This window comes from Helicobacter suis (assembly GCF_902196125.1).
Taxonomy (GTDB): domain Bacteria; phylum Campylobacterota; class Campylobacteria; order Campylobacterales; family Helicobacteraceae; genus Helicobacter; species Helicobacter suis_B.
In genome coordinates this window covers 21,199-34,192 of record NZ_CABIKG010000017.1, presented here as the reverse complement: position 1 = coordinate 34,192, position 12,994 = coordinate 21,199, and the positions used below count along the sequence as shown (strand labels likewise).

Here is a 12,994-nt window from a genome sequence, read left to right as displayed (position 1 = left end):
TAGCCGCAGTGGAATAGAAAGACTTGAACATGCCCCCTAAATCATCAAGGTTAAACTTAGTAGCTAATTGGATACGATCTAATTCTTTGTAGGTGTTAGCCGCCTCTTGAGTAGAGAGTTTCCACTTATCTAACATGCCTAAATTATTACCATAGAACCACCTACAATCACACCTCCAGCGCTCATGCCTATCTTTTGCATCATCTCAGTAATAGCCCCCACGCCTCCGCTTGTACCAAAAATATTATTAATGAAATCTGGGATGCGTTTGACAAGATAGAAGCAAATCATAGAAGCCAAGATGATGATAATAAAGTAGCCGATAATGTCTAAGAATCCTCCCATATCTTTATTCTGCTGTTGGAGCAATTGCTTAGCTCCGCCAAACACTCCAGCCTCTAACTCATTTCTTGTAGGAATCCTTATAGTGATGAAGTCTAAAACCTGCAAATTGAAAAATGCCACCAAAGTCATACAAGGCTGGTAAAAAGTCAGAGATATTAATTTTTTCAAATAGCTAAACAACATTCCCTTTGTTTGAGGGAATAGGGCTAGAGGCAAGACCACAATGCCTAAAGCTAGCCAAATAGCCATTTCCACAGAGACTAGTAACACAATGATAAGCACCAGTCCTAAAAACAAGATTTGTGCTACAACTAATAACAAAAATACAATTAGTTGTGGAAAAACTTGAAAAAATAGCTTGAAACCTAAATTATGAAATACAGAATTATAAAGATGGGTGATAGTGTAGTAGGTAGTATCTACTAATGTGCCTAAAGACTTGTCTAAGGGCATAGATAATTCATGTCTTTTAAGTGCTGTGATGTTTTTGTTAATAGCAAGACTAATGACATCACTTAGGGCGTTAGCAGGTGTAGTAATAACCTCTCTTATCTTTGCCATAAATTCTATAGGTTGCCCTATAGCCCAATTCAACACCCCCATGAACACAAAGAAAACTAATACACCCATCAAGGTTTTTAGTTGGAAAATATCGCCCTCTTTAAGTCGCCGATATGCCCACCACATAAACAAAAAGGAGATGATAATGTTCAAACTCAGTTGGACATGGAAAAAGTCTGTCATAGATTTTGCTAAATCGCCTGTTAGCTTTTGTGAAGGTGAAACAAAAAAAGACAGAATAGTATCGTATATGCTTAAGTTCTTATTTATACTATTTTCCACTAGGTCTCTTTTTATTCTTGAAATTTGATTCTACCTGTGTGCGTGCCTTTTCTAATCTGTTTGTAGTGCTGGTATTAAAATCCTTGATTGTAGCAATATTCTCTAATTTCTCTAAAATCTCTCTTTTGCTCTGAGTATAGACATAGGGGCTTTCTAACTGCTCAAGCCCCCTAGATACATACCCATACACACTATTAGCATTGGTATTTGTTTCCCCTATAATCTGGCTTAATCTGAGATCATCGTTGCAATCTTTGCTAAAGGGGGTGTAGATTTCTGGTAATTGATTAGTAAGATTGAATAGTATCTCCTCTAACACCTGTGTATAGCGTTGCCCCTGTGCATCATTATCGCAAGCTAAAATGATATTGATAGATAAGTCAGGGGGATTAACTACACTAGGAGGGCTTAGCACTTGGGGGATTTTCTCTGTAAAGAGATTTTGTAAGACTTGTTGTTTAAAATTCTTGATGTCTAATATCCTACCCTGAACAAGCACAGGTTTTGCATTTTCTGGGCTTTTATAATATGCCCTACCTTTATCTACTAGGACTTTCTTGTCTATGTAGGCATATAATCCTAAAGTTTTAGCCACCAATCTATTTAATTCCACAAAGCTTTTTGCATCTAAACAGCCTAAAGGCTGCGCTGTGGGGATGAGGATACGATACCTATCAGCGATGTGCCCGTTCTTTTCTACTTGATGACTCTTAGAGGGCATCACCAAGCTCTCAATACCTTGTTTTTCTAACAAATCTTGCGCTTGTTTAAGAGGGAGTTGGGGGCTATCTTTATCATTATCAATATCATAGATTAAGAGATTAGTAAAACTCTTAGCATTAGAGGCGTTGCGATAACCTTTCTCAAACACTGCACTAGAATAAGGAGAAGATTTTATAGCTTGTGCTAACTCTGCTAGAGTATTCACACTTTGTTCTTGCCAACCTTGCACAGGCATATCTTTAGGATTGTACTTGTCTGTGTATTTGGGTCTTGAAAAAGCAATTTTAAAAGTCTTGCTGCTAAGTTGTATGTCTTTAGGCTTTTTTGCTTGCTCTTTTTCATAACGCTTCCACTCCTTATAAGCTTGCAAATCCTGTATGTATTGCTGGTATGTTTGGCTTTTATCTTGTTTTATATCCTTGAAAAGCTGTTTAAAAAAAGCCTCTATCTTTTCTAAGGCAAATTGCCCTGCACTGCCTAATAGTAGAGTTGTATCAGGGTTCAAACCTTTCATCTGCAAATAAGCCATGCTATCTAAAATGCTCTCTGTAATAACAATGGCTTTAACAGCTCTCAACCCCCCACTAGGCACAAGCATTTGCACGCCCTTAGAGCCTTCACAAAGCTCTTTTAAGGGCTTGTCTCTAGGTGAGCCATCTGTATGGGTGTTAAGTGGTTGGTTTAGGCGTTTGCTAATGGCACTTAATATAAGTTTTTGATTTTCACAAAGATAATTAGGCACACACAGATTGCTATATTTATCAGCTCTCAAAGAGTGCTGGTAGCTTTTAAAGAGCGTGCCTTGAATGCCTCTATCTCTTAGGAGTTGGCTTTTTTCTAAGTCATAGAGTGGCAAAGATTGAAAATCTTTTTTAAGACTCTTTTGTTCCTGTTGGTTAGTTTGAGAAGTTATAGGGTTTTTGGGCCTGTAGTGTGCATCTCCCTTAATCAAATCCTCTAATCTCAAGCCACGCTTTTGGCAAAAGTTAATGATATTGCCCTTATCACTTCTATCCTCTGTATTGAAGTAGTGATAACTCCCAGCGCTGTTTTTGATGATAAGCCTGCCTTTTTCATTAGGGTGTTTGAGCACGGGGTAGTTTAGGCTGCTTTTTTCTTTGTCTAAGATATAGCCATAATCTAGCAAGATGCTATCTAAGGGTAGATAGATAACATCTTTGGTATAAGCCATTAACGCCTTCTACCTTTAGGTTTTGCTGGAGCATCTAGTCAAGGTTCAGGAGCGAGTCTATTGTTTGCAACTAGTTGGGCTTGATTATTAATCTGTGCCTGCTGCTCTACTTGTGCATCTTGTGTTTGTTTAAGCCATGGTTCATCTGGGAGTGGTGTGCTGTTTGGAGTAATGGAGATTGGTTGTACTTGGTTGTTAGTTTGTACTTGGTTAAGCTCACTGGGCAGTGGCTGTGTGCTATTTTGGCTCTGGGTGCTCTCTCTTATTTGAGTGGCTTCTTGCTGGCTAGTTTCTCTGCTTTTTTGCATTTTGTCCAAATATTGATTCATCACACCAGCAACCTTGCAATCCATAGGCTCTAAGCTTGCTTGGCATTGTTGCACATAATTTTGAATGGCACTGTGGTGTTCTTGCTCTAAAGGATGTCCTAGTAGTGCTTTGACACTTAGCTGTAGACCCCTATCTTGCATATGCTTGTTGCCATGGGCTTGCTCTAAAACATCATTAATGAGATTAAGATGTTCTTGAGTTAGCTTGCTAGGCTGTTTTTGTGAGAGTACCAATAAGACTTTGAGCTCATCCTCTGTCATATGGTTCTTTGCATAGTTTAAAAAACTCTCTTTAAAATCTAACTTGGTCTTAATACGCTTTTGTTGCACATCTAGTTCTACCTGCTTAAAATAATCATGGAGCTTGGCGTATTTGTTCTCTATTTCTGTGGCTTGTGGTGGAGTCTGTTTGGACTCTAAAGTTTCTGATGTGTTGTTGCTTACCTCTAAGCCTTGCTCTGACTTGTTCAACTGCTCAGACTGGCTTAATGCTCTTAAGTTATTCTCTTGGCTTTGCTCTACTAAGTTTTTAGTTTCAGATGTTCCTAACTCTTGCTCATTGGGGTGTTTTGTTAGGACTTCTTGGATTTCATCTTTGAAAATTAAAATGCTTTGTAGGAGCTCTTGTTCCTCTAAGCTCTCTGGGGGTTGTGGGACTTTGAGCTGTGCAATCTCTTGAGCCATCTTATGGATTATTTGTTGTTGCTCTTGGAGTTCTTGGAACAATGGCTTTAATTGTTGAGTCTCTTGTTGCTCTATCTGTGTAGCGCTCTCTAGCTCTATCTGGGCTTGCTCTAAAGTACTGTCTAAAGTGTGTTGCATCTCTTCTTTAAGGGTGTTTATATAATCGCTGATAACTAAGATATCTTGCTGATCTGCTAGGTTAGCACTCACCGCCTGCATTTCTTGTCGCAAGATTTCAAAAAAATGTTCTGAATCATTGGGCTTGGAGTGGTGTATTTCTTGCAAAAAGGCGCGCATAAAAGCCTCCCTCCCATCACTGCGCCAAGAGCGCCACGCTTTTAAAAAGCCATTGAGAAAATTATCCAATTTCACCCTCGCTTTCTATGAGGTGTAATTGGGGTGTGGTGTGTTAATGCTTGCACTTCTCTTAAAAATGTGGCTTCTCTCCGGTAAGTTTGGATAAAAAAATCCAAATAATTTTGATAATCCCCTCTCTCGTAATAAACAATCAAAGCTTCTCTATATTGCTTATAAAGCGTTGGATCATCATCTATAAGCACCAATGGCATTTGATTGTCATTTTTAAGAGATAAAAATTGCATACACCTTGCTGTGCGTTTGTTGCAATCCTCAAAATATTGCAAATAGCATAGGTTATTGTGCAAATAAATAGCCCGCTCAAAGGGGTGATCAAGGCTAGCGTATTGTTTGAATAGGTGTTTCATCTCTGTATGGAGTCTATCTTTATAGGCAAGGGGTAGGTAAGAAGTGCCTGTAATACCGGTAATATTGTGGTTGCGCATCACCCCACAATTGTTAGCAGAAACTAGCTCCTGAGACAAAATAGCATGCAGGTTTTGGCAAGTTTGCAAACTGATGGGTAAATCCTCTTGGAACATCATATCAAAAGCATTTCTTAAATTTAAAATCATTTTAGCATCGCTATATTTCTTACCCCCAGCAGTTAGCCCCTCTTCTAATAAAGCAAGTGTGTCTAACTTACTATAGGTGTTGCCCTCAATCTGAGCGGAGGAATAGATAAAATCAAAGCGCAATTTATCAATGCAACCTTGCATCTTTGCAAAATCACTAAAGTTAAAACTCAAAGCTTCTAGCTGTTGCTTTTGCTTTGCGTTTAGAATATGCAATTGATCTAAAAATTGGGGATTGTAGTGCATGGCAATTTTGCTTTAGCGGCCTCTACCCTTAGAGGGAGTTGTGAAGTGTACTGCGTTTAGGGCATTGTTTTGGGTGTGTTGCTGTTGCTTAAGCCATGCAATCTCTTGAGCCATTTTTTGGATAGTTTTATGTTGCTCTTGCAGTTGCTCTTGCATCATTTTATGTTGTTCTTGCATCATCTGCATCATTGCGTGCATCATCTGCATCATCTGCTCTTGAGGGTTTGGAGTGGCTAATTCTTTTGGCATAGCCATTTCTTGGTTATGTTGGCTTGGGTTAAACTCAGGTGTTTGGTTTAAAAATTGCTGGGTGTGTTGCTGGTTAGTTGAATAAAGCACATTGTTTTGAGCTGGCTGGTTAGCTTTAGCGCCTTGTGTTTGCCCCTGTGGGGATTGCTGATTCTGAGTATTTCTTGGGTATTGTTTATCTTGAGAGTGTTGCTGGTTGTATTGGTTGTATTGGCTTGCATAGTCTAACACTCTTTGGTATTGTGGTGCTGTAAGTTTGGCAGAGAGATCGTGAATCACTAGATTTTTATTTTCTGCGGAGAAGTATTGTCCCACATACATAGATTGGAGGCTCTTAGAATTTAGAGGCTTTAGGCGTGTTTGATCAAGGCTCTTAAAGCATTCTATATTGTAGAGGTGTTTGATCTCTAATCTAGGAGGGATTTCTACACGCACTAATTCTGTCTCCCACAAATAGTCGCCATTCTTGTCGTAGCGCTGGTTTCCATAAGGGCCTAATACGGGAATAGGATTGCCATTAGAATCTTTCTCACTTTGCATTTCATGGGTCTTGATGTAGCTAATACTGGCTTTCTTAATAGAACCTTGAGGGTTTTGGCTAGATTGGGTGTTGTTGTGGATAAACTCTAACTCTCTAGCATCTGCTCCTAAGTGTTGTGCTTCCTCAAGACTAATCCACGCATTACTAGTATAATTGCCCTCCTGCTGTTTAGCATCTAGGATTAGGGCATTTAAGCCATGGTAGGCACTGCCTGAATAGGTGTTATAAGCTCTGTTATTAGGCTTAAATGTTAATCCCTGTTCTAAAGCAAGATTAATTTCATGGGCTAGAAAATCTCTAAAGGCTGTTTTTTGTTCTGTAAGGCTCATGGTTTCCCAAGACTTGCTCATTTTTTCTCTCCCTTATTTTCATCTTTTCTTTGTTTGTATTGCTTTAAAACTCTTGCCCATGATCATGAGAGCGGTTTTTCTTCATCTCCTGTGCTCATATCATCTAGCCAAGGCTCATCAGGCAGTATAGGGGTGTTAGCAGTGGCGCTTTGTTGGTTATTTAAAATAGGTGATTCTAGCTCCTCTTGTAAAGGCAGACCATATTGTACCCACTCCAAAACTTCTTCCTCTCTTAATGAGTAATTGCCCTCTATGAGTTCTAGGGATTTTGTTTGTGCTTGCATTTTGTTATTCCTTATCTACTTTAATGTCCTAGTGTGGTCTTGAGTATGGCATTTTTAGATGAAAAGCACAAGCTAGCCAGTGTTAGATCAAAATTAAGGTTAAAATTTAGGGCTTATATCCTTACTAAAGTGCCTAAAATAGGGAAGTTTATCCGTTATTCTAAAGAGATGCTTCTAATTTTTAAGCTAACATTAAGATATTAAGAGAAGTGTTAAAAAGTGCGTGTGGTAGGGCTTTTGAATGTTTTGGGTTTAAAAGTAAATGGATTGGAGCAAAACTATTCTTTTCTTGCATATGCGTACCACAGGGAATCTATGTTCTTTAGGAGTGAAAGGTGAACCTTAAATTAAGATATTTAAAAATATATTAAACATTAAGTAATATATTAAGCAATACTAGATACTTGTTAACACAAACCGAGCTTTGCAACTATGCCAGAATGCGTGTTAAATGAATAAGTGCGTGCTAACTAGCGCAACATCTTTATAATCTGGCGCTTGATATAAGAGCTTACACTCTCTGCTTCCTCATAGGCTAGTTTTCCTAGTTTTTCATATTCCTCTTTTGAAAAGTATAACTGCACGGTGTAGTTCTTTTTTAGTTCTTCTGTAGGAACTTTCTTGCGTCCAGGCTTTTTTCTCTCTAGTTGCTCCTTGTTTTGGAAGGTGTTTTCCTGTGTGATGGGGTGGTTTAAAGCTGCATCTATGCTGTCCATGTGGTTTTCCTTAATTTAGATAGAGTGTTTAAAAGGCGGGTGTATTCGTCCATAAAGTGCTTGTAGGCATTTTTAGCTAAAGGACTAAGGCTAGCTAATTCTGTAAAGCTCAATCCTTGCTGCATGCTATTTTCTAAGATTTTAGAGTGCTTGAAGTAAAAGAAAGAGAGATGTTTATATTTTTCTTGAATCTTTTGGGCGCATTGTTCTTTCTCTTGCAACGAAATGAAATTGGTGATGAGAATGAGAATGCGCGGATTAACAGAGTGCAACTCCTGCAGGCTCTCTAAAGTGCGCAAAATGGAATTATGAAGTGGTGTGCAGGGTATAACCAGCACATCACTGGCTTTAAGAATCTCTAATACACCCTTTTGTACAAACCCACCAAAGTCATAGACACAATTAGCAATTAACTTAGGATAGGCACTGATCTTAGCTTTGCCCGGATAGAGCTGTTCAATAAGAGAGTTATCATTGCTTTGTAAAAACAAATTTAAATCCTTAGCAATGGAGAAACTAAAAGCGCTCTTGCCCACACCCCCCTTTTTATTGACAACAGAGATAATCATGTGTTTTAGCTCCTTTGAATGGATACAATTAATGCAAAATGCATTATACAATATAAAAATGATTTAAAATCTTAAAAAAATTTAAATGTTTAAAAAATTTAAGAATATATGAGATATTTTAAAATGTATTAGAAGTTATTAAGAGTAATATATTATTTAATGTAAAATATATTTTACAATGTTTATCATCTGCGCCTGCCTTTGGAGGGTGTGGGGGGATTTGATACAGAAGGGTCAAAATATGCATCGTTGTGTAAATTGTTGTTTAGCGTGCTCTGTAGTCCCTCATAATAATAAGATTGCACAATACCTTTAAAAATCACTTCTCTATCATTGATCTGATCTGTCAAGTGTGCTCTTAGCAATGTCTTAAGTTCTAGATCATTAATAGGGCTTCTTTCCATAGCACTTAGATAGGCATTTTTATCCACATACTGCCAATCTATAACCATCCCCAATTCTTTCCTAAGTATGCAATCTAGCCAAATGCGCGTGGCGCGGCCATTGCCTTCCATAAAAGGGTGTGCGACATTCATCTCTACATACTTCTCTATAATTTCCTCAAAAGAAGATTGTGGCATCGTTTCAATTTTTTTAAGGGCTTCTTTTAGATACAAAGCAGAGCAAAATTTAAAGTAACCTTTGGAGATGTTCTTATCTCTAATCTGTCCTGCAAAATCATATAGCCCTTTAAAAAGTGCCCTGTGGATTTCTTGTAAACCTTTAAATGTTCCTATTTCAATCTTGTAGATTGCACCACTTTCAAAAAGTTGGCGAGCATTCTCCAAACTTTGTTCATCTACATTCATTCCTAGTCCTTAGATTGATAGAGCTCAAAAAGTTTTAAAAAATTCACTTTCATTTTGAAATCCTTTAAGAACAAGAGAGGTGTTTTGGATATTTTCTAAGATACCATACATCAATCTTTCGTGATAAGTTTCTTCTAGTGTTAATTCTATTCTGTTATGGGATTTCTTGCCATCCATGCTTTTAATATCTCTTTTTCTTTAGGATTTAGTTTGGGTTGCATGGCTTCTAGCAGGGCATACACTCTTTGTTTATCCTCAATAGTTGGAAACCACTCATCTAACATGACAACACCTAACAAGCCTGTTTGTAACACTGCAATATAAAGATAATCTGCACATGCTCTAGGGTGATCAGCAATATACACGGGTGTATTTTCAGGATAGCGTCCCATGGTATGCAGGCGTTTAGTGCCATCAATGATACCTAGATCGCCTAGCAGATAATTAGTGTTGTATTTTTGACCTTTGCCATAAATATAGTCATCAAACAAATAGGCATCTTTTGATAGAGCTCTGGATTTATGCCAATCTCCTGTGTCTTCAGGGCAATAGATATTCAAAGCCACAATACCACTCACATACACTTCTTTAGAGGTAGGTGGGATATATAACATGCAAACCCCTTTTTGTGTTAATTCTTCCTATTATACCTTCTCTATTCACCTATCCTTCACTTCTCAATAAAACTTAAATATTTTATAATATTTTTTAATGTTTGAAAAATTTTAAATAGACTAATAAATTGTTTAATAGAGAGTATTTTTTAAGATAATCACCTATTCCTACCTTTGGAGGGTATGGGGAGCTCTTTGTGTTGTGGTGTTTGTGGTGTAGGAAAAGTTGGGGAGTGTAGTGGTGTTTCTTGAGATTTGGTTTGTTTTTTAGCAATGATTTTGATGATCTCTTGGCTTCTTTGCTGGATAAACTTCTCCCCTGCTTGTAACCATTCCTCAGAGAGATTGTATTTCTCATGGCGGGTGAAGGTGAAGTTGTGCAGATTAATTAGTTTTGGGATATGCCGGGGTGTTTCTATCAACTGAAGTTGTTCTAAAAAACTAAAACCTAAAGCACTTTCTTGTTGCGCCACAAAACTATTAATATCTTTTAAATTTCTCTTTGTGATATGGTTAAAAAACGCCATGCCATTATCAAAAATAGGCGCGGGTTTGACAAGCTCATTGGTGTTATTATCAATCAACATCCCAAAGTTGCCTAAATGTCTATCTGTATTCCCAATGAGCGTATCAAAAAGTAAAAGGTCTTCAAATGCTTGGACACCATAAATTTCTTTGATCTTAGCAATGAGCTTAGCTGTATTCTTTTTGAGAAACAAGCTTGTATCCTCAATGCAGTCACAGATTGAAATATACCCATACTCTTGACTGGTGAAAATCTCACAGGTGCTCACCATCTCTCCATGGAATCGCCTTAAATCATAAGACACATGATTAAAATCTAACACCTTAGCAATCTGTGCCATGTAATATTCGCAATAAGCTTCCTTGCCTCTGTTAGCATGTTCTTCAGAGTTACCCTTGTACAACTCAATAATTCCACGCTCGTTTCTATGCCAGCATTTTTTAAGCATGCCATTGGTGGTGAGCTCGGGGCTGGTTACAAGTCCCTTAAACTTTGCAGAATACCCTGTAAAAGCCACCAAAGCCAGTGTTTCATTGAAAGAATTTTCATAAAGGTTGTAGTCTTTCCAGAGATAGTTTTTATCTGCAGGGACAATCCAATAGGTGTCGTTAAGAGAAAGGGCTAGAGTAACATCAACATAGGAAAGAAAATCTTTGTCATCTAGGTTTAAAGAATGCACGATCTCCTCTACGAACGCTCTATTTTTAGGGATTTTTCTGTGTTCAATCCAGTGTTCCAAATTTTCCTTAGCTTTATCGTCATTTCCCTCAGTTTTATTGTCTAACTTTAGAGATTTTGGCACAAGATTAGGGGTCAAAATCTGTATGCCATCCACAAAGGCGCTTTTAATTGTTAAATCAACCATTATGGTCTCTGATCTTTGAACACTAAACCTCACAACCTCTTTATCTTTATTTTTTAAAATATACCACATACCAAGACTCCCTTTCTATTTCCCCCTCCACTCCTCAATAAAACTGCTGCACACCTGCATGTTACTCTTATAATCTTTGGGTAATTTTGCATTGTGTTTTTGAGACAAACTCTCTGCAAAGGCAATTTGTTTAGGAGTGGCAGGCTTATTTGCAGGAGTGCTATTGCCTAAAAAATGCCCCTCTTGTTTGGCCTTTTCTCTAGCTTGTTTGTGTTTGGGGATATATTTGTCTAAGAAAGCCTTAGCCACTTTATCATCTTTGGCATAGTCTGCAAACTCACAAGGAAGCTCCATGTTCAAGTCCCTTAAAATGTCCTGTACATACTTAATCTGGCTTTCTTTAGGAGCTCTAGGTGGATAGGGCTCTCTTGGAGTTTGGTTTGGCATCTTAGGGCATTTCTTAGCAATCATTTGCATATACTCCAGATAGCTACATTCTTCTCTAGCAATCTTGTCTAAGAGTTCCTCCATTAAGGCAGTAAATTGGGTATCTACAATCCAGCTATAAGGGCTTGTTTCAAAAATACTAATAACCTTTTGTCCCTTATGTGTGGCACTTACAAGGCGTTTTTTATCCGGTGTGATGTAGATGTATTCTCTACTAAGGAGTTTGGGTAAGTAACTTGCATAGGTGCTAGGTCTACCTATGCCATTTTTCTCTAAAACTTCTATAAAGCTTGCTTCTGCGTAGGCACTCTTGGCATGTTTGTAGATTTTAGTCATCTCTAAAGCAATTAGACTAACTACGCTTTCTATTTTTAAGTCCAAATGTGCCATTTGCTCGTTTTCTGTTTGTTCTGTGTCTTTTGCTTGCTCTGTGCGCCTGAACATGGCTAAATACCCCGCCTCTTGCAAGGAACGCACACTGCACTTAAAGCAGTGGTCTTTGATTTTGAATTGCAAATCTTGCTTGGTATAAATAGCTGCTTTGCCCTGACTCTCTAATGTCCTTTGAAAAATAAGCTTGTATAGAGCTTGAGCCTGACTATCTGTCATGCCTGCTTGGTTTAAAAACTCTTGCGTGTCTTCAAATTTGTGGCAATGGGTGATTCTAATGGCCTCATGGGCTTCTGCTTGGCTATTTTTTGCCTTGTAGGCTCTACGCTCATAGAGGTTTGCATAAATAGGCTTATAAAAGCTTTCTGCCTTCTTTAAAAATTCTTGGCTGAGTGTCTCTGCATCAGTTCTAATGTAGGTGATTAATCCTGCCTCAAAGAGCTTTTGGGCGTATTCTTGGACTTTCTGTGTGCTTAAACCTAATTGACTACTACCTGCCTTTAAAAGACTAGAGGTGATAAAGGGGTTTTGAGGATGGCTTGAGATGGTGGAGTGTTGGACATCTAGCACTAAAGCCCTTTTGCACTCTTTAAGAGGTGCAAGCACTGCTAAGGCTTGCTCTTGGCTTTCAAACTTGATTTCCTTTCTCTTTTCATCACAATGCTTTAGCACCACTTCCTTATTATGCTCATCATAGATTTTAGCCTGAATTTGGTAGCTCACCTTCTGACTCTCTGGCAGGGCTTTAAAGCTTGCTATTTCCTTATCTCTATCTACAATGAGTTTTAAGCAAGGGGTTTGTACTCTACCTGCACTATTGCCCTTTCTTTGTTGCAAGCAATCCCCTAAATAAGGGGAGAGAGTGTAGCCAATGTAATAATCACTCACACTTCTGGCTAGAAAGCTTTTATAGTAATTAAAGTTCGTGTTTTCAAATAACAGGGCATTTTCTAAGCCCTTGTTAATGCCACTCTCTGTAATCTCGTGAAACTCTGCTCTAAACACCTCTTTGGCCACATTTTTGATTTTCTCATAAAACATCTTGCCAATGGCATAGCCCTCTCTATCTGGGTCTGTGGCAATACAAACTCTCTTGTTTTTGCATTGCTCAATCATTGCATAAATCTGTTGTTTCTTGTCTGCTTTGTAGGCAAACTTAGGAGTGAAACTCTCACCCTCAATGCCCTCAAGTTCCATAAAATGCCCAATAGTGGCTAGGACTTTAGCTCCTGTGATGTTAGCAATCTTTTTAATCTTATTGGGGCTTTCAATGATGATGATGTCTGGCTTTTGCATGTCTATCCTTATTTTCTGAGGTCTTTGAGAGGTTG

General features: G+C 38.2%; 11 protein-coding genes and 1 pseudogene. All 12 read right to left on the bottom strand.

The features are described 5' to 3' along the window. Positions 1-141 precede the first annotated feature (141 nt). Positions 142-1,089 (bottom strand): annotated as a pseudogene (locus tag G6Q00_RS07045) (type IV secretion system protein); the annotation flags it as partial. Between the two features lie 88 nt (positions 1,090-1,177). Then, positions 1,178-3,103, bottom strand: a complete 1,926-nt coding sequence (locus G6Q00_RS07040) for a toprim domain-containing protein (RefSeq protein ID WP_163532583.1) — start codon at positions 3,101-3,103, stop codon at positions 1,178-1,180. Between the two features lie 38 nt (positions 3,104-3,141). Further along, on the bottom strand, positions 3,142-4,482 hold the full coding sequence (locus G6Q00_RS07035; protein WP_163532582.1) for a hypothetical protein: 1,341 nt from the start codon (positions 4,480-4,482) through the stop codon (positions 3,142-3,144). Positions 4,483-4,484: 2 nt separating this feature from the next. After that, complete coding sequence (locus G6Q00_RS07030) at positions 4,485-5,294, bottom strand: Fic family protein (RefSeq protein WP_240331040.1); 810 nt, start codon at positions 5,292-5,294, stop codon at positions 4,485-4,487. 12 nt (positions 5,295-5,306) lie between these two features. Then, positions 5,307-6,434 (bottom strand): ArdC-like ssDNA-binding domain-containing protein, encoded by a 1,128-nt coding sequence (locus G6Q00_RS07025; RefSeq protein WP_163532581.1) that lies wholly within the window; start codon positions 6,432-6,434, stop codon positions 5,307-5,309. A gap of 62 nt (positions 6,435-6,496) precedes the next feature. Beyond that, the gene (locus G6Q00_RS07020) at positions 6,497-6,718 is read right to left on the bottom strand and encodes a hypothetical protein (RefSeq protein ID WP_163532580.1); all 222 of its coding nucleotides are present in this window, start codon (positions 6,716-6,718) and stop codon (positions 6,497-6,499) included. Positions 6,719-7,188: 470 nt separating this feature from the next. Further along, positions 7,189-7,434 carry a ribbon-helix-helix domain-containing protein gene (locus tag G6Q00_RS07015; protein ID WP_163532579.1) on the bottom strand — a complete coding sequence of 82 codons (246 nt, stop codon included), beginning with the start codon at positions 7,432-7,434 and terminating at the stop codon, positions 7,189-7,191. Further along, positions 7,422-8,003, bottom strand: coding sequence for a ParA family protein (locus G6Q00_RS07010; protein ID WP_163532578.1), 582 nt, complete (start codon positions 8,001-8,003; stop codon positions 7,422-7,424). The genes G6Q00_RS07015 and G6Q00_RS07010 overlap by 13 nt, the downstream gene beginning before the upstream one ends. A 185-nt stretch (positions 8,004-8,188) precedes the next feature. Continuing rightward, positions 8,189-8,812 (bottom strand): protein adenylyltransferase Fic, encoded by a 624-nt coding sequence (gene fic, locus G6Q00_RS07005; RefSeq protein WP_163532577.1) that lies wholly within the window; start codon positions 8,810-8,812, stop codon positions 8,189-8,191. A 146-nt stretch (positions 8,813-8,958) separates the two neighbouring features. Continuing rightward, positions 8,959-9,426: a hypothetical protein gene (locus G6Q00_RS07000; RefSeq protein ID WP_163532576.1), complete on the bottom strand. Its 468-nt coding sequence runs from the start codon at positions 9,424-9,426 to the stop codon at positions 8,959-8,961. Positions 9,427-9,584: 158 nt separating this feature from the next. Continuing rightward, positions 9,585-10,817, bottom strand: a complete 1,233-nt coding sequence (locus G6Q00_RS06995) for a transcriptional regulator (protein WP_240331039.1) — start codon at positions 10,815-10,817, stop codon at positions 9,585-9,587. Between the two features lie 84 nt (positions 10,818-10,901). Continuing rightward, positions 10,902-12,959 (bottom strand): type IA DNA topoisomerase, encoded by a 2,058-nt coding sequence (locus G6Q00_RS06990; protein ID WP_163532574.1) that lies wholly within the window; start codon positions 12,957-12,959, stop codon positions 10,902-10,904. Positions 12,960-12,994 lie beyond the last annotated feature (35 nt).